This window comes from Shewanella kaireitica (genome assembly GCF_023284045.1).
GTDB lineage: Bacteria > Pseudomonadota > Gammaproteobacteria > Enterobacterales > Shewanellaceae > Shewanella > Shewanella kaireitica.
The window spans coordinates 189,134-211,668 of the sequence record NZ_JAKIKQ010000004.1 but is presented as its reverse complement, the minus strand read 5'-3'; the positions used below and the strand labels follow the sequence as shown (position 1 = coordinate 211,668).

Sequence of the window (22,535 nt, the reverse complement as noted above, 5' to 3'; positions counted from 1 at the left end):
ATGTTCAACACATTCAAAGGTAAAACATTAGAAACCAATAATCGGATTGCGATGGCACCGATGACTCGTTCACGCACTTCTCAACCAGGTAATATACCTAATGAGATGATGGCGACATATTACCGTCAACGAGCCAGTGCTGGACTCATTGTATCAGAGGGCACCCCGATATCAGCGGCTGCACGAGGTTATTCGATGACTCCGGGCATTTATACCCCAGAGCACATCGAAGGCTGGAAAAAAACTACCCAAGCTGTGCATCAAGAAGGCGGAAAAATATTTGCTCAACTTTGGCATGTGGGGCGACGCAGTCATTCTGATATTTCAGGTACTAAGCCGTTAGCCCCATCAGCGATTAAAATCCCAGATCAAGTATTTGGTCCACTAGCTGAAGGTGGCTTTGGGATGATTGAAACAGAAACGCCACGGGAGATGACGCTTCAAGACATTAGGAGCACGATTGCGGATTTTGTACAAGCTGGCAAAAACGCCATTGAAGCTGGTTTTGATGGCGTGGAAGTCCATGCAGCACATGGGTACTTATTTGATACTTTTTTGCGTTTAGAAAGCAATCAACGCAGTGATCAATATGGCGGTAGTCAAGAAAATCGCATGCGTTTTCTACTTGATACGTTGCAAGCTCTTACTAATAAAATCGGGGGTGGGAGAGTAGCTATCCGTTTGTCGCCTTATATCGGAGAAGGGTTTGCTGGAGATGACGTTGAAATTGTTCCATTAACGCTAGCATTATTGGAAAAACTGCAGCCAATGAATCTTGCGTATGTGCATTTTTCAGAAAACATTTCGCGTTATGTAGAGGTGCCTGATGCATTTCGTCAACAGGTACGCCGCATATACACTAACCCGATAATGGTTGCAGGAAAATTGTCCAAGCAATCTGCACAAGGGTTACTTGATAATCAGTATGCAGATTTCGTTGCTTTTGGTACTCCTTTTGTCACTAATCCAGATTTAGTCTCCCGTTTTGCTCATGATTGGCCACTGACTGAGTTTGATGCCGACGCCAGACTCACACTGTATGGTGGCGCTGAAGCTGGCTACATCGATTACCCTAGTTATCAGGGCTAATATACTAGGCACCAAGGACAACGCCTTGGTGCCTTATTTTTTTATTAAGTGAACTGAAAAATGATGTAAAAACATCAAATTTGGCAATATCAAACTGAGTTAAATTGTGTTGCTTTAGGTAAGGCCGCAGTCCCACTTTTAGCAGACAATGAAATTTTAGTGCTAAACAAAGCCATAGGTATCAATCCTGTGGATTGGAAGTTTATTCAAGCCAACCCCTTGAATTGGCAAGATGGTCATGTGCCAGGAGTTGATGGTTCAGGTGTCATTGTACAAGTAGGTACTAACGTAGATAAGAGTCTAATTGGGTGTCGAGTGGCATACCATGCATCACTTAATCGCCATGGTAGCTTTGCTGAGTGTACAATGTTGAAATCTGGGCGAGTAATGATGTTGCCTGATAGTCTCTCATTCGAACTTGCCGCTGCGCTACCTTGCCCAATGCTCACTGCATGGCAAGCATTTGAAAAAATTCCGTTAACCAGCCAGAGAGAAGTCCTTATCGTTGGTTTTGGATCTGTCAATAATTTGCTATCTCAGATTTTAATAAATGCAGGTTATATTGTTGATGTTGTCTCTGCTAGTTTGAGCGAAGAGCGTGCAAAAAAGCTAGGCATACGCCAGCTTTATCGGGAGCAATCTCAAGTAAATAATAAATATTTCGCCATTTTTGATGCGGTAAGTGGCGAAAATGCCGCTCATTTAGTGCCACTGTTAAGCGCAAATGGACACATTGTTTGCATACAAGATCGCATACCTGCGCCCATCTACCCGCACTATTTCTTATCACGAAATAGCGCATGGAGCGTTACATGATTTTGGCGATATAAATGACTGGAAAGCCCTGATGCGAAACGGCGAAGCATTACTTGAACGAGTTGCTAAAAGTCATATTGATATTAGTATTCCAATCACTTTTAAATTTGGGCTGATGCCTGAAGCATTGAAGCACTGTGAATTCACAAAATTAAAAACTATAATTACATTGAGTTAGATTGCACTATTTAACTTCTTGGGCAGAGTCACATAACTGGCTCCCTACGTTTAGCTTGGATAGTGGATCACATAACTGATGATGAGTAAACTAATCTTTACGACATTTTTTAAATCATGTGCTAAATGATTTCTGTCCAAAAACGAGTTAATGACTAAAATGAATTTTGCTAGAAATTCATCTGAATTGGACAGTGCAAGCTTCTAAATCATGGATGATTTAGCAGAGCCTATAGGGATATATTCACGGCGACTTGCAAAAGCTCAATGCAGCTGAATGGCGCTTGATAGCCATATTTCCGCTTAACTTCGATACTGTTCGTTAGACTCCTCAGGCTACCTCATATCGGTCCAATAATGAGTTAGCGACTAAAATGGGCTTGCTAGCTACTCACTTGCTTTGAGCTGTGCAAGCTTCTAAATCATGGATGATTTAGTAGAGCCTATAGGGATGTATTCACGGCGACTTGCAAAAGCTCAATACAGTTGAATGACCATATATTTTCTGTCCCCTTATACTGACCTTTAAACTCTTTGTGCAAAGGCATTTCAGTCCAATAACAAGCTAGACGCTTGGTCATAGATATTAGCCTAACAAAAAAGGAACCCGTGGGTTCCTTTTTATCACTAACTTGGCCATCAAACTCGATCACCAAATGATAAGCAAAGCATTAATCTTTATTCTTATCACGAATATGCCCAACCATACGCTTACGGCGACGCTCTTGGCTCACCGTTAGCTTCTTGGTGTTCATTCCTTCGAATGGGTTGCCACCGTCTTGGAAACGGATCTGGATCGGCGTACCAATAACTTTTAGTGAACGACGGTAGTAGTTCATCATAAAGCGCTTGTACGAGTCAGGTAACTTCTTAACCTGATTACCATGTACCACGACAATTGGTGGGTTGTAACCACCTGCGTGAGCGTATTTAAGCTTCACACGACGGCCATTCACCAATGGTGGCTGGTGATCGTCTTGTGCCATCTGCATGATACGGGTCAACATCGAGGTACTTACGCGGCGCGTAGCACTGTCGTATGCTTCTTCGATAGACTCATATAAATGCCCAACACCTGTTCCGTGCAATGCTGAGATAAAGTGGATACGTGCAAAGTCAATAAAACCTAGACGACGGTCAAGTTCACTCTTAACACGATCTTTCACTTCTTGGTCAATACCATCCCACTTGTTGACGGCAATCACTAAAGCACGACCTGCGTTCAATGCAAAACCTAAAAGACCTAAGTCCTGCTCAGCAATACCTTCACGGGCATCGATGATCAGTAGTACGACGTTACAGTCTTCAACCGCTTTTAAGGTTTTAATAACCGAGAACTTCTCAACCGTTTCATGTACCTTGCTACGACGGCGTACACCAGCAGTATCAATCAATACGTATTCGCGACCTTCACGTTCCATTGGAATGTAGATACTGTCACGAGTGGTGCCCGGCTCATCATAAACAACCACACGCTCTTCACCTAAGATGCGGTTGGTTAGCGTTGATTTACCCACGTTAGGTTTACCAATGATGGCAAGTTTAATCGGTAAGTCTTGCAGACGCTTCTGCTCAGCTTCCGCTTCTTCTTCGGTATATTCACGCTCTTCTTCGCTCTCTTCGCCTTCACCGTCTTTGGTGATCCCCATCGCTTCTGCGTAAGGTGCTAAAGAGTACTCAATCATGTTTGTCACGCCGCGGCCTTGCGCCGCTGCCATTTGGTATACTTCACCAAGACCCAATGACCAAAACTCGGCACAGGCTGAGTCAGCGTCGATACCATCAACTTTGTTAGCAACTACAAAGGTTGTCTTTTCACGGCTACGAAGATGCTGCGCAATCGCTAAATCTGCGGCAGTTAGACCAGCGCGAGCATCTGTCATAAATAGCACCACATCAGCCTCTTCAATCGCCGCTAGCGATTGTTCGGCCATGCGGGTTTCAATCCCCTCTTCAGTGCCATCGATACCGCCGGTATCAACCACAATAAACTCATAGCCAGCCAGATGCGCTCGGCCGTACTTACGATCCCGAGTTAGCCCAGGAAAATCTGCCACGAGGGCATCTCTGGTACGGGTAAGTCGGTTAAAAAGGGTCGACTTACCAACGTTTGGTCGCCCAACAAGGGCCACAACAGGAATCATTTAATTGCCTCTATTACTCATTTTCTATTAACTAAAAAGCCCCCGGAATACACATCCAGGGGCCTTATCATCTTTCACAACTAGGCTTACGGAAGTGTAACTCGAACCACTTTTCCACCACGGGTCTGCACATACAAGTTGTCTTTAACAACCAGTGGCTGACTGTATAAACCAGAACTATCTACTTCAACACGACCTACTATTTGGCCGTCGGACTTGTTCAAAAAGTGCAGGTAACCTTCAAAATCGCCCACAACAACATAGTCTTTAAACGAAACAGCTGCGGTTAAACCTCGGTTAGCAAGCTCTGAATTATTCCATAACTCTAGACCATTTCGTCTATCAACAGAATAAATACGGCTATGGTCATCAACAACAAACAGACTTGCACCTGAATAGGCTAACTCATGGAAGCTTGAATATTTACGTGTCCAAACAACGCGACCGGTACGCATCTCCATTGAGACTAAGTTACCGTTGTAGCTAACTGCATAGAGGTTTTCACCGACTAGCAGTGGCTTCATGTCAACATCAGCCATGCGCGAGAACTCATTACCACCCGCGGGTGTGTAAATCGCTTGCTCCCAAGCTGCCTGACCGTTGTTTTTAATTACTACCGCAATTTTACCATCGGCAGTACCAACGAAAAAGCCACCGGCGTCATAAGCTGCAGACCCTGTACCACGCAATGTTAATGTTGGCAGTTGGTTTTCATAGGTCCAACGCTTTTCGCCATCATCAACGTTAAAAGCTTCAAGCGTGCCCGCGCCAGTATTAACCACGACAATGTCTTCACCAACCGTCGGTGCAGATAGCACTTCACCGCCAGCAATCACATGCCAAAGATTGTCACCGGTTTCAGCATCGAATGCTGCGACCAGACCGCTCTCACCGCCCACAAATACCTTGTTACGTGCAGCAGTTACACCGCCCGCTAAACGTGCGCCTTTGTTTTTAGCTAAAATATTATCTCTAAAGATTGAGCTAAAATCTTTTTCCCATGCTTTTTCGCCAGTCGCTTCGTCAAAAGCTAAGACTTTACCGTAACGGTCAGCCACAAAAAGCTTATCGTAACGAGCTGCTGGGCGTAGACGAGAATAGTAGTCACCGACACCATCACCGACATTGGCGCTCCAGTTTACTTCTGGAAATACGCTTGCCTCAATCTCAGCAAGTGGCGTAATTGGCTCTTCTTCTACATCGTTCGATGAACACGCAGACAGCAAACCTATGCTCAATCCACATGCGAGCAGTGTTTTGCACCAAGACTTCATGGGCAGATTCCTTATGCCTTGTTCAAATTATCAAGCTTCATTTGTAATGTTGGACTACTCATAGTGCCACCATTTTCTACTGCAGCTTGATAAGCAAGCCTTGCCTTGTCGGTTTCACCTTGGCGCACCAAGAAGTCACCTTTTAATTCATCTCTTTGCGCTGCTGAAGCAACATCTTTGATTTGCTCAAGCGTAGTAATCGCTGTGGCAAATTGACCTTGCTCAGCTTGCACGCGAGCTAAACGCATTGTGGCAACTAGCACGATACTACTATCGGCATTAACCGCAATCACGTTTTTAAGCGTTGCTTCTGCTTTCTCTAAGTCGCCAGTTTCAACAGCAGACTTAGCCACCATAAGCTCTAGCAATGACTGATAGCCTTGCTGACCATGTTCTTTGGCAAAAGTTTCTGCAGCGCTAAGCATTGCAGCGTCAGCTGTATTTTGGTTGCTGAGTGCTTGAAAAGACTCTGAAGCCGCTTCCGCTTGAGCCAGCTGATGGTCAGAATAATAGTTCCAACCGAATAATCCACCTAAACCGACAACAGCACCTATGACAACTGAGGAACCGTAATCTTTCCAGAACTGTTTGATAGCATCTACTTGTTGCTCTTCTGTGCTATAGACTTCCACGTGTACTTCCCCTTTTAAACCAGTTCTGCAATATAAGTCGCCAACGCATCTCGGGCAACTAATTCTTGTGCTTTATCTTCACGAAGGTACTTAACTGCAACTTGATTATTGGCAAGTTCATCTTCACCAATAACAAGCGCCACAGCAGCACCGCTCTTATCTGCTCGCTTCATCTGTTTCTTAAAGTTACCGCCACCGCAATGGCTCATCACCTTTAGATTCGGCAAGCTTGCTCTTAAATCTTGTGCAACCTTTATCGCTTCAACACGGCAGCTATCACCCATTGCAGTAACATAAACATCTACCGCGGGTTTGATATCTTTATCAAGTTCAAGCGTTTGTAGCAATAACACGATACGCTCAAGCCCCATCGCGAAGCCTACAGCGGGTGTTGATTTACCACCAAGTTGACCAACTAGACCGTCATAACGACCGCCAGCTAATACCGTGCCTTGTGAACCAAGACTTGATGTCACCCACTCAAATACCGTGCGGTTATAATAATCTAAGCCGCGCACTAGACGAGGATTGATTGTGTATTGGATGCCAACAGCCTCTAAGAGTTCACATAAATGTGAAAAATGTGAGCGAGTCTCTTCGCCTAAGTAATCCATCAAGGCTGGCGCATCAGCTAGCAATGCCTGCACAGCAGCATTTTTAGAGTCTAAAACTCTAAGCGGATTGCTGTACATGCGGCGCTGACTATCTTCATCAAGTACGTCTTTATGTTGCTCTAAAAAGGCAATAAGAGCATCTCGGTACGCCGCACGCTCTTCACTATCACCTAAGGTGTTTAGCTCTAATGTGACGTGCTCAGTGATGCCCAGCTTTTCCCAAAGCATGGCAGATAGCATTAAGACTTCTGCATCGATATCGGCACTTGGGATCCCGTAAACTTCAACACCAAACTGATGGAATTGACGGTAACGACCTTTCTGCGGACGTTCGTGACGGAACATAGGGCCCATATACCAAAGACGTTGCTCTTGGTTATACAGTAAACCGTGTTCATTACCAGCACGTACAGTTGATGCGGTACCTTCAGGGCGAAGTGTTAAACTATCACCGTTTCGGTCATCGAAGGTGTACATCTCTTTTTCAACGATATCAGTCACTTCGCCGATTGAACGCTTGAAAAGATCGGTACTTTCTACGATAGGTGTACGAATTTCACTATAACCGTATGCACTCACTGTTTCTCTAAGAACGGTTTCAAGTTTTTGCCATATAGGACTTTGGGTCGGCAGAATGTCATTCATTCCGCGGATCGCTTGGATCTGTTTTGCCACTATTCGACTCGCCAAATTTGCTATTTAAAAATAAAAAACGCCCTGCATTATAGGCGTTTCAATACTAAACGTAAAACGGGTTACTTAGTTACATCTTGCGCTGGAATCCGGCTTTCGCTCATCGCCACTTTGGCGCGAATTTTAGCTTCGAGCTGATCAACAATATTGTTATTGTCAAAACGCTCTTTCTGGCGCACACCATCTTTATAGTAACCACTCATGCGGTTACCACCTGTGAGGCCAATATCTGAGATAAGCGCCTCACCTGGGCCATTTACCACACAGCCAATGATTGATACATCCATTGGCGTTACCACGTCTTCTAAGCGCTGTTCTAACTCATTAACGGTAGAGATTACATCAAACTCTTGTCGTGAGCATGATGGACAAGCAATAAAGTTAATGCCGCGAGAGCGGATCCGCAATGACTTAAGAATATCAAAACCAACTTTAATCTCTTCAACCGGATCGGCGGCCAGTGAAATACGTAGCGTGTCACCAATACCATCCGCGAGTAACATGCCCAAGCCAACAGCAGACTTAACCGAGCCAGCACGCGCACCACCCGCTTCCGTAATGCCTAAATGAAGTGGTTGTACGATTTGCTTAGCCAGCAAACGGTACGACTCTACGGCTAAAAAAACATCAGAAGCTTTAACGCTGACCTTAAACTGGTCGAAATTAAGACGGTCAAGAATATCCACATGACGCATTGCAGATTCAAGTAATGCTTCTGGCGTTGGCTCTTTGTACTTGTCCATTAGCTCTTTTTCTAATGAACCACCATTAACACCAATACGGATAGGAATATTTTTATCGCGAGCACACTCAACAACACTGCGAATACGCTCTTCATTACCGATGTTACCTGGGTTGATCCGCAAGCAATCAACACCGTACTCAGCCACTTTTAGGGCGATACGGTAATCAAAATGAATATCCGCTACTAACGGCACATTAGTCTGTTGCTTAATCAGTTTAAACGCTTCTGCGGCATCCATGGTTGGCACGGACACACGGACGATATCGGCGCCCACGTTTTCTAGTGCTTTAATTTGCGCAACTGTTGCAGCAACATCCGTTGTGCGAGTGTTGGTCATTGACTGCACAGCAATAGGTGCGCCGTCACCAATTGGAACATCGCCCACATAAATGCGGCTGGATTTGCGTCTAATAATTGGAGATTCGTTATACATCGTCTTTGTGCTCTGTCATTCGTTATTGTCCCGCAAGTGGTAAGCTAAAACGTGCCACTTTACCGCTGGGATACTGATCCAAACTGACTTGAGTTCCATTCAGCTGGATATTCACAACTTGTGGTGCGCCTAATATCACCGCAAAAGGCTCTGCGCCTGTCACATTAATATCGCGACCCGATTTCTTTAAGCCATCGATAAGCGTATTACCGTTAGCATCAGTAACCTTAATCCAGCAGTCACCGCTAAGCGTTAGCATTAACGCTGAAGTCACGGTATCACTGGTATCAGTGTCTTGGCTATCAACCATTGAAGCGAGCAGTTGCGCTGCAGATACTTGCGAGCTAGCTTCGGCAACTTGCGGCTTAGTGACTGCCGGTTCAGTGACAGAGCCTACTGAGGTGACATCTTGGTTTGATGCAATGTACTGCTCAGCACTATTGTTGTCCGCTACATTGTTGTCAGCAACATTGTCGCCAATGGTCTCGACAATCCGCTCATCAAGGGGAATGTTATTTGATTGCGCTGAGAGAGCTGCTTCACTATTTATCAGCGACTCGTCATACATCGCTTCTTCTGCAGATGCGGCCATTTCCTCAACTGTCGGCTGAGAATAATCGACGGTGGTTTCCATTGATGACTTTTGGAACCACCACAGCACCATTAACGCCAATAGGATAAATACGATGACGTAGGTTAACGCCATTAACCGACCGTCACGTGCCTGATGGGTCGTTTTACGCGAGAAGCTTTGCATAGACGGCTGCGCATCATTAAGCAGTTGCTTGTCTAGGCAAGTTTGTACTTCGAACGGGTCAGCTTGCACCGCCCGCGCATAGTTCTTTACATAGCCCCTAACATAAGTCACCGCGCCAATTTCTAGTAGATTGTCGGCTTCTATCTCTTTGATGATAGTCGGGCGTAAATGCAATTGCGCCGCAATATCCTCTACCGAAGCCCCTTTGTTTTCGCGTGCTTTTTTTAGCAAAACGCCCAGTGTGAGCGTTGGCTCATCCACTAGGCTTTCAGTGTCTATGTTGGGCAGATCATTCTGTTCATTTTTCATTAATGCATATTAGCCCGATATTGCTTGGCTTGAGCCGAAGAGGGAAATTTCGCTAATAGTAAAATACCATATTTCCTAACTGCTTCTTGGTCGTTCAAGCCTTGTTCAATTTCAATTCCTAGCGCTAGACTAATTGGAGATTCAACCGCTACCTTGTGGTAGTTTGATAAGCGAATTTTTGCTTCTCCGAATCGTCCAGCTTCGAGTTCCATTTCAGTTAACTCGATAAGCGACGTGCGTCTTCTAGGATCGTACTTAAGCGCCGTCGAAAAATATTGCTGCGCTTTTTCTATTTGACCTGCTTTTCGGCTACAAATTCCCAAGTTTTCATAAGTGGAAGCGGATTGAGTGTAAAGAGGACGTTCAACTGCTTTAAGAAACATCTCCTCAGACTCAGCATACTTACCTTGCTGACACAAAAACGTACCGAAATTATTAAAGGCATCACCGCTAGCATCTCGAAGGCGAGTGGCGTTGCGATAAGCCTGTTCAGTCTTTTCTAACTCGCCTACGGAACTGTAATAATAAGCAAAGGCTAAATGCACATCTTCAAGTTCAGGTGCAAATGCTAAGGCTCTGTCTAAGTTAGACTTTGCTTGCTCACTGTTGCCTTTTTGTAGATAGGTTAAGCCTAACTGCACCCGCTGGCGAGCCGCTGCAACTTTATCAACTTTGCGCTCAGAGACAGGTGTATCTGTACCCGTATAAGTATTTTGTGTCACGCAGCCCGAAAGCGCTGTCGTTGACAACAAAATAAGCAAGGGCAAGCTCACCTTTCTATGATTCATCGTTAAGCCTATCTACCAATAGATACAAAGAGTTAATCCATTGTGACCGAAATTTGGTTCTGTTGCATTTGTTTTTTCGCCAAACGCTTGGTTCTGTCGCGAATATCGCCAGCAAGTTGACCACAAGCAGCATCGATATCATCACCACGAGTCTTACGCACAATAACCGTTAAGCCGTACTCCATCAGTACTTTAGAAAAACGATCGATTCGTGAATTAGAAGAGCGACCGTAAGGTGAACCAGGATACGGGTTAAACGGAATTAAATTCACTTTGCAAGGCGTGTCTTTCATCAGCTTAGCTAATTCATGGGCTTGATCTGTGCTGTCGTTGATATGATCTAGCATCACATACTCAACAGTCACACGGCCACGGTTAGCATTAGATTTGGCAATATAGCGACGAATTCCTGCAAGGAAATCCTCTAGCGGGTACTTTTTATTAACTGGAACTAGCACATCACGCAGTTCATCATTTGGCGCATGAATACTGACCGCTAAAGCAACATCAAGCGCATCACCTAAAATGTCTAATGCTGGCACAACGCCCGAAGTTGACACAGTGACACGGCGCTTTGATAGGCTAAAACCGAAATCATCCAGCATGATATCCATCGCTGGAATAACGTTCTTAAGGTTTAATAGTGGCTCACCCATTCCCATCATCACGACGTTAGTGATTGGTCGCTCGCCCGTATCTTTTACAAAGCCAATAAAGTCAGCCACACGCCAAATTTGACCTACTATTTCAGATACGCTCAGGTTGCGGTTAAAGCCTTGTGCTCCAGTTGAACAGAAAGTACATTCCAACGCACAACCCACTTGAGATGAAACACATAATGTCGCACGGTCATCTTCAGGGATATATACCGTTTCAACTTCTTGGCCATTACCCACATCAATAGCAAACTTAATCGTGCCATCAGCAGACTTTTGGTAACTGGCAATTGCTGGTGCAACAATTTCACATTTACGCGCAAGTTTCGCTCGTAATGCTTTGTTGATGTTGGTCATCTGTTCGAAGTCACTCACCCCAAAGTGATAAAGCCATTTCATCAATTGATCGGCACGGAACGGCTTTTCACCCATATCGGCGAATAACGCTCTCATCGACTTACGATCAAGATCCAATAAATTGATCTTCTTTTCACTCATTGTGTGTAACCTCAAAACCTAAAACCTGCATGTGGGCGGCGAATTATACAGATCCTTGTAAAATAAGGCTAGCAACCTTGCTCGGCTTATTCGATGATGCTGATATTTATTACATTAATTGTAACGGCTCTATAGTAAATGCAGTGCAGAACCGCCTTATCACCTGTAAATAGCCTGACAAGACAGATAAAAATACAAAATTCGGCACTAATAGCAATTGCTGCGAATTAAACCTGTGCTAGAATCCGCTCAGACTAATGTTGGTCTGTAATATGGAGGTGTAATTTCACCTTTATGATAACTCTTATCATTATAGTATTTGTCGCCATTGCTATCTCTTTTCTTTGTAGTGTATTTGAAGCAGTTCTGCTGTCGGTCACACCCAGTTATATCGCCACGCTTGCCGGGACTAATCCAGCTGCTGCCGATAGGTTGAATAAACAAAAAGAAAATGTCGAATCACCGCTTGTTTCTATCCTGACTTTAAATACCATTGCCCACACAGTTGGCGCTGCGGTTGCTGGTGCACAAGCAGCAAAAGTATTTGGTGATGAGATGCTAGGCGTATTTTCAGGTGTCCTTACTTTCCTTATTCTGTTTTTCTCAGAGATTATTCCTAAAACACTGGGTGCAAACTACTGGCGTTCACTCGCACCGGTCGTCTCTATTGCATTAGTGTGGATGGAGCGCGTCACCAAGCCATTGATCTGGATGTCTAAACAGGTTACACAGTTAATGGGTAAAGGCGATGAAGGTCAGTACATTCGTCAAGAGATGAGTGCGATGGCTAAGATTGGTCGTGAATCCGGCGAGCTTGATGAGCAGGAGTCAAAAATTCTGACACAAATGTTGTCAGTTAAAGAGATGCCTGTTACTGCCATTATGACACCAAGAACGGTGATGTTTAAGCTACAGACCACCTTAACCCAAGGTGATTTTGCCGCTCAATTTATGGCCAAACCATTTACCCGTATCCCGGTGTATCAAGGTGAGCCTGATAATATCATCGGTTACGTGAACCGTAACGATGTGCTATTGGCTGAGCGTAAAACCCCCAAAGAGTCCATCGCAGTCCTTAAGAAAAACCTACTGGTTATTCCAGAGACCGCAAAGATACTCCCCCTGTTTGAATTGATGATTAAGCGTAATACCAAAATTGCGATGGTTGTTGATGAATATGGCTCCGGTGAAGGTATTGTCACCTTAGAAGATATCGTCGAGTCACTATTGGGACTTGAAATTGTCGATTCAAATGACCCTGTCACAGATATGCAGCAATTAGCGCGTAAATTGTGGAGTCGCAGAATGCAGCATAAAGGTATTGTGCTTTCTGATGATGGCGAGTTTGATGATAAGCCCGAAAAGAGCTAGTTATCGCTCAATATACATTAAGGGAGCTTTGCTCCCTTTTTTAGCTCCGAAAATCAATATTTCACCCCACAACGTAAAAATGCTATAATTCTTGTTTGGTTCTGAGGATTGAAATGACGTCTACTTATACATTAAAGCTTGCCCACATCAACGACACACATTCTCATTTCGACGCTAATCGACTGCAGTTTACGATCACCGAGCAACAACAAGAACTGACGCTATATACTCATAGTGGCGGTTACGCGCGTATCGGTTATCAGCTGTCTCAGGCAAAGTTGTCAGCCAAAGCTAATCAACAATCTTTTCTATTCTTGCATGGCGGCGATAGCTTCCAAGGCACCCTTTATTTCAATGAATTTAAAGGTAAGGCTAATTCAGACCTACTCAATCTCTTAAAACCAGACGCTATGGTACTGGGTAATCATGAGATTGATGCTGGCAATGGTCCTGTTTTAGATTTCCTGAATGACATTCAATTTCCTCTGCTTGCTGGCAATATGGATTTGAGTCAAGAAAATCAGCAAAAAGCCGCCAAGCTCAGTGGTCACCACAACCTTTACGACTACGACACGAGCAGTCAAACCGCCAAGTACATATTAAAGCCACTGCATGATAAGCAAGTTGCTATTATCGGTATCACGCTTGATCAGATGAAAGAAATTGCCCGCCCAGATGAAGATACACATTTTATTAATGCTATCGAAACCACACGGCGCACAATTGCAAAGCTGCACGCAAAAGGCATTTACCACATCATAGTGTTAAGCCACCTTGGGCTCGATCAAGACCGCGTGCTTGCAGAAAAAGTCGATGGCATAAGCTTAATTGTTGGCGGTCACTCCCATACCCTACAAGGCGATTTTCGTGAACTTGGTTTAAGCAATATTCCCTATGCAGAAAACATCAACAACACCCCTATTTTACATGCTGGGAAATACGCTGAAACCATCGGTATTTGCAACATTAGCTTTAATGAAACAGGCTTGGTGACCGAGATCAACGGTGGCAACTTCTTCATGCTCGATCAGCAATTCATTTTGCAAGCTGGTGACGGTGAAGTCTGCGCTGAAAACTACCTGGCGATCCGCGCTAAGCTCGATGCAAACCCCGCTATCTTTTGGGATGGTGAAGACAGCCTTGTCCAGCAAACTATTTTACAAAAGTACCGCCCAAGCTTAGACGCGTTGGATAATCAGATTTTAAGTTTTGTACCTAAAAACTTTGAACATACTCGTCTGCCAAGTAAAGCACTGCCACACGGCAGTGAGATCGCACCATGGGTCAGCCGCAGTATGTACCATGAGACAAAGGCGATCGGTATGCAGGTTGACTTTGCGCTGCACAATGCTGGCGGCGTAAGACAATCACTCAATAAAGGGCAATTAAGTCTAGCAGAAGTGATTGGCCGTATCTTACCGTTTGAGCTGCCATTAGTGACCTACCAGATTCAAGGACTGTATCTGTTCCAGATGCTTGAATCAGCTATCAATGCAGCAACCAATAACAGTGTGATTGGCACCGGCGCGGGCAGTTTCCCTTACACCTATGGGCTTAAGTATTTCTATGATGGGAGACAAGCTTTGGGGCAACGGATAGTCAAGCTTGAGATCATGCGCCCAGCCAATGGTCAACCGCTATGGTTTGATATCGACCCTATGCAACACTATATCGGCGTGTCTTCGGCTTATACCGCATCAGGAAAAGAAGGTTACAGCCCTATATTGCAATCCAATTGGCAGCATAGTGTCGATGAGTTAACACTACCAGAGGCCTTCATTCGCTTTATGAGCCGCACTGATACACTAAATGACATACTAGAGCCTGAGGTGCATTACACCAGCCATAGAAGCTAAGCAAACACCACTAGCGATGACTGTAATACAATCGACTCAATGACAAAAGCCTCCTATTCACTCGGGGGCTTTTAAGTATTAGTCATAACTCTAGCTTTTTACGCATACTAAAATTAACCAGCACTTGATCTTCGCGCGAGTGTTCATTTTTAGATAGCAGCCGATAGCCCTGTTTCTCGAAAAAAGGCTTAGCCAAATAAGATGCTTCAACCGTTAACTCTGAAATTTGCTGCGATAGTGCATAGTCTTCCAGGCATTGATAAAGCTTTGATGCTACGCCTTGTCCTACAAAGTCTGGGTGAGTGAAAAGACAATCTACCTCTGCCGATAACAAAGACTTCCCTTCACTACCAAACGTTTCTATTGTTGGTTTTAGATTGATAAACCCACTAATCCCGCCCCTTTGTTCAGCAACCCAAGTGACGGTTGGCGCTAACCGTAATCGCCATTCATCATCAGAGCGAAGCGCTGGAGACCAAACGGCTCTCTCCTCTTCACTATAATGAGTTGCAGCAGCTTGAGTAATACTCAAGTGAAACACTTCGGCCAATTGCCCAACGTCATCTTTAGTAAATAATCGAACTCGGCACTCTTTGCTCACGTTAGTTATCCTCTGATGCGATTAATGGCTTGCTCATGAGAAAGCCCATTATGATTTGGCCCCGTTTATCCTGGTAACTTCGATGTAGCTGTTTAAAACCATGGGCCAGAAAAAGTGGTTTAGATAACTTTGAAGCATCAACAGATAAAGTTTCGATGTTAGCTGCAATAGCCCATACTTCAAGCTCCGTCAGTAGCGCAGCCGCAATTCCTTGATGTTGAAAGTTAGGGTGAACATAGAGGCTGTCGATATAACCACGGCTATGGTAATGCGTCTCAAGGTTTATCACCCCACAGCATAAAGGCACGCCGTCCAGATGTTGGGCACTGTCGATCATCAACCATGTTTTAGACCGAGTAAGCCTTTTATGCCAGTGATAGCTTGAACGTGGTGAGTATGACCAAGCTTGTTGCTCTATTTTGGGATAAACATCCTCATCAATAGCATTAATAGCCAGATGGAAAAGCTGACTCACTTGAGCGGCATAATGTTTGTGGTAGGGGATTATTTTGAGCATGGTGACTAACAAAGCGAAACAATAGCGTTATTCTGCGCTAAATGGTGGCAAAAGAAAACGGCGTAAACTGAGTCTACGCCGTTTTCTTTAAAGCATGATATTGATTGCGCTTATGGCAACCAACGTCAGTTTTACTTTTTATCGATACGACCAACAAACAATAATTCGTCAAAAGTGCGGTTTAATGTTTTGCTGGCAAAATCATTCATCCACATCTGCTCTTGAACGACTACTGTGTCACCTTTCTTTACTTCTACTTGTGGTCCGGCAGCCCAGAATGTTTTGTCTGCTTCTTTAATTTGTACGTAGGTATAACCGCCGCCATTCATAGTATCCATGACAGTACCTTCATGCATAACACCTTGAGCCCAAGCGCTAGACATACCAAGAGCCAGTGTTGCTGCAGCAGCCAATTTAACTAGTTTAGCTATCATCGGAAATTTCCTTTAAAAGTTATCAATCAAATATTTTAATTCAGATATATTAAAGCACGCAATAAAGCATAAATCTCTAATACTCGTCACTAATCATAATCAAATCATCAACTATTAGATCCAACTCTCATTCCAAAGGTAATTTTGCCCTAGCAAGGAACTTTCTAATAAGCCATGACTAATTATCGAGATCTAGCCTGCTTTACTTTATCAAGGAGCGGTTGCAGCATCCCTTCAAGGCCATTGAGCTTCACTTCATACATTAAGGCTAGCTGTTGACCAAGCTTACCTTCAGGGAATCCTTTTGAATGAAACCACACTAAATAGGGTTCGGGTAGTTCGAGTAGATAGCGACCTGCATACTTTCCAAATGGCATCTTCTGACTTATTGCTTCTTGTAATAACTTCTCGTCCACAGTGTTATATCCATACTCATTACGTTAACGGCTCTATCGGCAAAGCCTAACATGGGCATGACTCCATTGGCGCAAATAATTTAGCCCAATAAAGTCACCGACTCTGTCGCTGACTCAAAAGCGCTAGAGTATGTAACGCTGGACACAAATGATAACTCCTCTGTGAAGTCAGAGAAAACAGAATTAGCCTGCGAGAGCGCTATCTTTTAACGAGCCAGTGCATAAAAAAGCGGCTACGCACAAAATGAGCGAATGCATTTATCACAAACATCATCGTTTCAACTGTTTAGGAGCCTATAAATCCATATACTTAATTCGCATAAAAAAACACGCTTAATCCCTTTAAGGAATATCAAACTAAAGAGTGATAAATAATTAACCATACGCGATGGTAATCGTGGCCTAATTTAAGATAAATTAAAGATACATTACCAACCTAAGTACCTAATAAATTTAACAAACCAGTTTACGCTAGGGTTTAAAAGTTCAAGGCGTCAAAAAACCATCAAACATACTGTTTGCGTCAAAAATAGTTCAGCAGTCAATTGAAACAAAAACGTCAAAAATCATACAGTTGACCTAGAAGTCATCCCTGCCTAAATTACTAACACAGCTGTTGTATTAGGCACATGAAGTCAATAGAAACGTCCCTAATAAAACTAGTACGCACCCAACAGCTCAATGTAATCAGTTAGACACAACCAGATAAATAAACGCGTACTCGAGGACAAAGCATGATTATATTAGTAGGTGGTGAAAAAGGCGGCAGTGGTAAAAGCTGTTTAGCGCAAAACATTGCCGTATTTTTAACGGCAGAATGCCAAGCTTCTGTAATTATGGTTGACTGCGATCCTCAACGTACTACGTCAGACTGGATCCATGCCAGGAATAACAATGCTGACTTACCCAGCATTAATTGTGTGCAGTTATACGGAAAAATACGCAACGACCTGTTAAGCCTTGAACAGCATTACGACTATGTCATTGTCGATTGTGGTGGCCAAGATAACCTGGCACTTCGCGCAACCATGTCAGTAGCCTCACATGTATTAATGCCGCTTAGACCTAAACGACGCGATCTAAAAACGGTGAGCCACATGGATGACATCGTTGCAACGTGCATGATGATAAACCCAAAAATGCGCGCCACCTTTGTTATCACCCAGTGTCCTAGTTTACCTAATCAGGCAAATCGTATTTTCGAAGCGAAAGAGGTCTGTAAAACCTATGACATCAATGTACTCGATGCTATTACCTATAGTCGCAACATCTATGATGATAGCGAAGAGTCAGGCCTATCAGTGCTAGAGATTGAGCCAAAAGGTAAAGCAGCCAACGAGATCCGAGGCATCGCCACAGAAATGCTGCAAGTCGCGAACGCTACGGAGATCCGCAACCGTATTGCAGAAAAAAAGATGAAGAAGATGAGAGGTGAATATGGGTCTGACCGATCTCAAGAAAAACTCTACGCCGTCTAAATCGACTCATCAACAGATTCAGACAACTCAGCTGGCATTAGATGATTTAATTGATGATTTCATTAATGATGCCAGTCGCTATGCTATCGGAGAGGAGCAACGTTCACCAATAACAAACAAGATTATTGAGTTAAATGCTAATAAAAACCTATTAGCTACAGGTTCATTGAACCAAAGCGTACCGACTTCACATTCGAGATCTGAAGACGTTTTACTTCAGCAGGGTATTAAGAAAGTCATCAAAGGAGACGCGCCGTTTAGAAAAGCCACTTTCACCCTTAGCGAATCGGCGATAGCTCACTTAGCAGCTTTGGCTGATGACGGCGATGTTGCCAAATCAAAGTTGATACGCTTTTTAATTGAACACTATTTTAGTATGACACCACAAGAACGAAGAGAGATAGAGAAACGAATTATTGTTGAGTAGCCCTCCCAACTTAGCTGGCAGAATATGGAAAAGTCTTACCAAACGTTTTAACCATAGTTCTTAATTTAATCTGCCAGCCCTTTTTTCACGCTACAAGCCCTTTGCAAGCCCCTAAATCCTCCTAATATCAAGCCGCTATTGAAATTCAGCAAACCAGTCCACATATCATTAACATCGCCCATTTAAAATACAAACAGAGTGATTGCTTTGTTTGGTAAAAGGAACCTGATGCTCGCGATCATACTGATAATACTCATTAGTGGTAGCGCTATTTTCTGGATAGCTAGCCGTAATTGGCGTGCTAGCCTGCGCAGAAAGAAGCTCTCTCAGCAACCTTTTCCAAACGCTTGGCGGGCAATTTTAAAGAAACGGATCCCGTTTTTTCGCTCCTTACCTGCCGACTTACAACTGCAACTTAAGAAGCATATACAAGTGTTTATTGCTGAAAAGCAGTTTGTTGGTTGCGATGGCCTCGTGATTAACGATGAAATTCGTGTCACCGTTGCCGCCCAAGCCTGTCTGTTGCTGCTAAATCGAAAAACCGATTTCTACCCTCATTTAAAAGAGATCCTGGTCTATCCATCAGTATTTATTGTTAGCAACGAGCAGCGCGACAGTAATGGACTGGTCTCTGAGCGGCGCCGAGTGTTATCAGGCGAGTCGTGGCAGCATGGAAAAGTCATCTTGTCGTGGCAAACGACTAAGGAGGGAGCAGCAATTCCCGATGACGGCAGTAATGTTGTTATTCACGAATTTGCTCATCAGCTTGATCAAGAAGACGGTAATGCTAATGGCGCGCCTATACTCGGTCACAGTAAAGACTATGCATCTTGGTCAAATGTAATGATGCAGGAGTACCAACAACTGGTAGAGGCCAGCCAACATCAACAGTATTCACTATTTAGTTACTATGGCGCGACTAACCCTGCTGAGTTCTTTGCTGTGATAAGTGAGGTGTTTTTTGAGCAGCCACATGAATTCATTGCCAAGCACCCAGCCCTGTACCATGAGGTGAGTTCATTCTACCAACTCGATCCCGTTAACTGGCATTGAAAGCAGAAATAATGCTAGCCTTGCTCATTAAATGATTAAGCTAATAAATAATAAAAAGAGAGCCTTATGCAAAGAGTAAGTATATTAAAATCCACAACGTTCGCGCTGATCTCAACGCTATTGTTATTTTGCAGTGTCGGGGTTAACGCCCATGTTACTGAACAAAGTAACGCTAAGCAGCAAGCTGCGACCTTACTCGATAACCTTAATACCTATTCGGCCAATGCTGATTGGGATAACTACTTTTCTTTGTACGCTGATAACGGCATATTTATCGGCACTGACGTCAGTGAGCATTGGGATAAAGCCCAGTTTGAACAATACGCTCGTCCAACAAAGGGCTGGCGCTATGATCTCACCAGCAGAAAGATGACGCAGCATGGCGACGTCATCTGGTTTGATGAGATTTTACATAGTGAGTCTTATGGCGTGAGTCGAGGTACAGGAACCTTGATCAACACCGCTGAAGGATGGAAGATAGCTCAGTATCATTTGAGCTTTCCTATTCCCAATCAGATAGCTAAAGAGATCACCAAACAGATAGCCGCCCAATCCAAATAAGGCTAAATGAGCGTTTTATACCAATCGGTATAAGTAGTTGGTCTACTCAGAGTGTTTTTTGGCGAACTAATTCAAGACGGATAATTGACAGAATGGTTGTTCCCTTTTGCCTTTATCCAACACCGAAGTAGGAAGCCAAAAACACTCCTTACTGGCGAGTTTTAGCGGCTCTGATGCTGCGTTAATGAGCTTGAACCTAGTTTAACTATGTACTTCACTCACTGTAAACCACATGGATGTGGTGAATGTCATTAATGCAGGAGCATTTAATGACCTTGCCTCAAAACCGCTAAACTCTCGCTGAGCGACCAAATCTTTATACTGATTGGTATTATACCAAGATAAGGCGCTCAACTGACTCCCAAGGTTATTTCATACTGGTAGAAAAACAAACATTTGAAAGTTCTGCAAAATGGCTAAAACTTAAAAAGTCCTCTTCGTTTAAGCGCCGCCCTGAACTGTCTCTATCGGCATAAAGCACTCCGATCACTGTATGATCCATTATCAAAGGCGCCACCATAAACCCTGTTGGTGAGACTAAGCTTCGCAGCGCATCATCCATGTAAAGTCGCCACTTAGCTGAATGTGGGTTATCGACAAACAGTGCGCTTTTTATTTGAATTGACTCTTGGAACAAGTTTTTTGTACCGCCAAGTTCAATGGAGAAATTATTTTTCATATCAATCGCACCATCGCCTAACACGATACGCGGCCGTAGGACTTTCCTATTGGGTGTTAAAAGCAGAACTGCACAACGATCGACTCCAACGCCTTGCAACACACCTTGAAGTGCTAGCGACAAAACCTGATTAAAATCAGACTTATTTAACGCGCACTGAGTCAGTGCTCTAAGACATCTCAGTTGTTCTAGAGGATCTGATCCTCTAATGACGGATTGCGGAGCGGGTGCATCATGTTCAAGCAACAAGTGTTTGGCATCAGGTAGATAATCAATTAACACTTTCGCGCCGTATGCGTCAGCCATTAACTCTGTAGCCTTTTGACAACGGATCATACGTCCTTTAAGTTCATCCACTTCAATATCAAGAATATTCGCGGCTTGTTTTAGTCTTTTTGATAGCTCAAGCACTGACGGCGGCGTTTGTGACAATAGATCGCTAAGCTTATTAGCCAGAAAAATACTACGAATTTCAGGTGTTCTTTCATCAGGCTGACTGAGAGACTTAATCAATATACTGCCCAGCCCCCAGTTACGTGCGATCCCCGCTGACAGTTGCTTAAAACTCGTGCCAAGCACCTCTCTTACCGCTTGCTCGCATTCGGCTGATGATTCACACCGATTAAGTTTACTATCTAATACTAAGGTTTCAGCGCATCCAGTGCTCCAAAATGCGCTCTCACCTAAGTGATACAACAAAGAGGCAATAAAGACCTCTTCCTGTAATTCTTCATCGTGCCCATGCATCAGCATTCGAGTGAACATTGCTGCTTGAAAAGACTTTGCCATCAAGCTCAGTAACCGCTTATAGACATCTTCTGAAAGCCCCTGCGACTCTAGCAAGCTGCTGAGTAACTTGGCGGTTATACAAATATTTTTAATGGCATCAAACCCTAAGACCACAGCAGCTTTACTCACCGTCGTCACCTGAGTGATCCCTTTACTGTATGTCACACTATTAGCGACCCGTAAAATACGCGAGGTGAGTGCATTATCATGCATGACACTCTGACCTAAAATTGCTAAGGAGGAGACATCATCTTTAGCCAACTTCTCTAATGTGCTGACCGTAGAGCATAATGCGGGCATCTCTTGATCACTGATCCTGTGAGTCCAATAATCAGTCCCTCTCAATTTGCTTTCTTGTATGCTGTTCGCTTTCAATTAATGCTCTGCTTATGACAGGATAAACCATCAAATTTGATTTGAAGATATCGCGTTTTATTATGGTTGTGATACGCGTTTATTTTTAATAATAATAAACTTAATTGTATACGCAATCACCCCAAAGTGCAGGTTACTGAGCCTTGAGTCGTCTATTTGACTGCTATTTTTTGGGTGTTGCCTGTTAACCACCAGTTACTCATTGCTGGAGCAGCTAAACAGTGGCAATAGTCATATATATTTACAGCAGCATCAAAGAAGAATTTTTATTTACGCCACATTCTCAATCATTGAAAATATGCGTGAAAGATTAGTAACTTTCTAATTAATAATTTTGGCTCAGTAAAATTTAG

21 protein-coding genes are annotated in these 22,535 nt (G+C 43.7%); 8 read left to right on the top strand and 13 right to left on the bottom strand.

All coding sequences use genetic code 11. The features are described from left to right. Together L2730_RS08055 and L2730_RS08050 are read left to right on the top strand one after the other, a co-directional pair. Nucleotides 1-1,089, top strand: a complete 1,089-nt coding sequence (locus L2730_RS08055) for an alkene reductase (RefSeq protein ID WP_248974113.1) — start codon at nucleotides 1-3, stop codon at nucleotides 1,087-1,089. 159 nt (nucleotides 1,090-1,248) lie between these two features. Beyond that, a complete protein-coding gene (locus tag L2730_RS08050) occupies nucleotides 1,249-1,905 on the top strand; it encodes an alcohol dehydrogenase catalytic domain-containing protein (RefSeq protein WP_248974112.1) in 657 nt (218 codons plus the stop codon). Nucleotides 1,906-2,753: 848 nt separating this feature from the next. Here L2730_RS08050 and der read toward each other — a convergent pair. The 8 genes from der to rlmN all read right to left on the bottom strand — a co-directional run bounded on the left by der (nucleotide 2,754) and on the right by rlmN (nucleotide 11,625). Further along, nucleotides 2,754-4,226 carry a ribosome biogenesis GTPase Der gene (gene der / locus L2730_RS08045; RefSeq protein WP_020911619.1) on the bottom strand — a complete coding sequence of 491 codons (1,473 nt, stop codon included), beginning with the start codon at nucleotides 4,224-4,226 and terminating at the stop codon, nucleotides 2,754-2,756. 86 nt (nucleotides 4,227-4,312) lie between these two features. Further along, nucleotides 4,313-5,500, bottom strand: a complete 1,188-nt coding sequence (gene bamB, locus L2730_RS08040; protein WP_248974111.1) for an outer membrane protein assembly factor BamB — start codon at nucleotides 5,498-5,500, stop codon at nucleotides 4,313-4,315. Between the two features lie 11 nt (nucleotides 5,501-5,511). Further along, complete coding sequence (locus tag L2730_RS08035; protein ID WP_248974110.1) at nucleotides 5,512-6,132, bottom strand: YfgM family protein; 621 nt, start codon at nucleotides 6,130-6,132, stop codon at nucleotides 5,512-5,514. A 14-nt stretch (nucleotides 6,133-6,146) separates the two neighbouring features. Next, the gene (hisS, locus tag L2730_RS08030) at nucleotides 6,147-7,421 is read right to left on the bottom strand and encodes a histidine--tRNA ligase (protein WP_020911616.1); all 1,275 of its coding nucleotides are present in this window, start codon (nucleotides 7,419-7,421) and stop codon (nucleotides 6,147-6,149) included. Between the two features lie 80 nt (nucleotides 7,422-7,501). Beyond that, nucleotides 7,502-8,617, bottom strand: a complete 1,116-nt coding sequence (ispG, locus tag L2730_RS08025) for a flavodoxin-dependent (E)-4-hydroxy-3-methylbut-2-enyl-diphosphate synthase (protein WP_020911615.1) — start codon at nucleotides 8,615-8,617, stop codon at nucleotides 7,502-7,504. 22 nt (nucleotides 8,618-8,639) lie between these two features. Beyond that, nucleotides 8,640-9,683, bottom strand: a complete 1,044-nt coding sequence (locus L2730_RS08020; protein WP_248974109.1) for a RodZ domain-containing protein — start codon at nucleotides 9,681-9,683, stop codon at nucleotides 8,640-8,642. Beyond that, nucleotides 9,683-10,471 (bottom strand): type IV pilus biogenesis/stability protein PilW, encoded by a 789-nt coding sequence (pilW, locus tag L2730_RS08015; protein WP_248974108.1) that lies wholly within the window; start codon nucleotides 10,469-10,471, stop codon nucleotides 9,683-9,685. Before pilW ends, L2730_RS08020 begins: the two co-directional genes overlap by 1 nt. A gap of 32 nt (nucleotides 10,472-10,503) precedes the next feature. Further along, nucleotides 10,504-11,625, bottom strand: coding sequence for a dual-specificity RNA methyltransferase RlmN (gene rlmN / locus L2730_RS08010; RefSeq protein WP_248974107.1), 1,122 nt, complete (start codon nucleotides 11,623-11,625; stop codon nucleotides 10,504-10,506). A 294-nt stretch (nucleotides 11,626-11,919) separates the two neighbouring features. Between rlmN and L2730_RS08005 the strand changes: the two genes are divergently transcribed. Beyond that, the gene (locus tag L2730_RS08005; protein WP_248974106.1) at nucleotides 11,920-12,996 is read left to right on the top strand and encodes a CNNM domain-containing protein; all 1,077 of its coding nucleotides are present in this window, start codon (nucleotides 11,920-11,922) and stop codon (nucleotides 12,994-12,996) included. A 113-nt stretch (nucleotides 12,997-13,109) separates the two neighbouring features. Continuing rightward, nucleotides 13,110-14,852: a bifunctional metallophosphatase/5'-nucleotidase gene (locus L2730_RS08000; RefSeq protein ID WP_248974105.1), complete on the top strand. Its 1,743-nt coding sequence runs from the start codon at nucleotides 13,110-13,112 to the stop codon at nucleotides 14,850-14,852. Nucleotides 14,853-14,934: 82 nt separating this feature from the next. Here L2730_RS08000 and L2730_RS07995 read toward each other — a convergent pair whose 3' ends face one another. From L2730_RS07995 to L2730_RS07980, 4 genes are all read right to left on the bottom strand, one after another. Beyond that, nucleotides 14,935-15,453 (bottom strand): GNAT family N-acetyltransferase, encoded by a 519-nt coding sequence (locus tag L2730_RS07995; protein WP_248974104.1) that lies wholly within the window; start codon nucleotides 15,451-15,453, stop codon nucleotides 14,935-14,937. 1 nt (nucleotide 15,454) lies between these two features. After that, nucleotides 15,455-15,970 carry a GNAT family N-acetyltransferase gene (locus tag L2730_RS07990; protein ID WP_248974103.1) on the bottom strand — a complete coding sequence of 172 codons (516 nt, stop codon included), beginning with the start codon at nucleotides 15,968-15,970 and terminating at the stop codon, nucleotides 15,455-15,457. A gap of 131 nt (nucleotides 15,971-16,101) precedes the next feature. Beyond that, a complete protein-coding gene (locus L2730_RS07985; protein ID WP_020911606.1) occupies nucleotides 16,102-16,404 on the bottom strand; it encodes a hypothetical protein in 303 nt (100 codons plus the stop codon). A gap of 182 nt (nucleotides 16,405-16,586) precedes the next feature. Beyond that, nucleotides 16,587-16,820 (bottom strand): DUF3820 family protein, encoded by a 234-nt coding sequence (locus L2730_RS07980; RefSeq protein ID WP_220740006.1) that lies wholly within the window; start codon nucleotides 16,818-16,820, stop codon nucleotides 16,587-16,589. A 734-nt stretch (nucleotides 16,821-17,554) separates the two neighbouring features. On the opposite strand from L2730_RS07980, the gene L2730_RS07975 reads away from it, so the two are divergent. The 4 genes from L2730_RS07975 (at nucleotide 17,555) to L2730_RS07960 (ending at nucleotide 20,339) form a co-directional block, all read left to right on the top strand. Next, complete coding sequence (locus L2730_RS07975; protein WP_248974102.1) at nucleotides 17,555-18,298, top strand: AAA family ATPase; 744 nt, start codon at nucleotides 17,555-17,557, stop codon at nucleotides 18,296-18,298. Then, the gene (locus tag L2730_RS07970; protein ID WP_248974101.1) at nucleotides 18,258-18,725 is read left to right on the top strand and encodes a CopG family transcriptional regulator; all 468 of its coding nucleotides are present in this window, start codon (nucleotides 18,258-18,260) and stop codon (nucleotides 18,723-18,725) included. The genes L2730_RS07975 and L2730_RS07970 overlap by 41 nt, the downstream gene beginning before the upstream one ends. Nucleotides 18,726-18,953: 228 nt before the next feature. Beyond that, nucleotides 18,954-19,778 (top strand): M90 family metallopeptidase, encoded by an 825-nt coding sequence (locus tag L2730_RS07965; protein ID WP_248974100.1) that lies wholly within the window; start codon nucleotides 18,954-18,956, stop codon nucleotides 19,776-19,778. Between the two features lie 66 nt (nucleotides 19,779-19,844). After that, a complete protein-coding gene (locus L2730_RS07960; protein WP_248974099.1) occupies nucleotides 19,845-20,339 on the top strand; it encodes a nuclear transport factor 2 family protein in 495 nt (164 codons plus the stop codon). Nucleotides 20,340-20,706: 367 nt separating this feature from the next. Here the strand turns inward: L2730_RS07960 and L2730_RS07955 are convergent, their stop codons facing one another. Then, nucleotides 20,707-22,107 (bottom strand): HDOD domain-containing protein, encoded by a 1,401-nt coding sequence (locus tag L2730_RS07955; protein ID WP_248974098.1) that lies wholly within the window; start codon nucleotides 22,105-22,107, stop codon nucleotides 20,707-20,709. Between the last annotated feature and the right edge of the window lie 428 nt (nucleotides 22,108-22,535).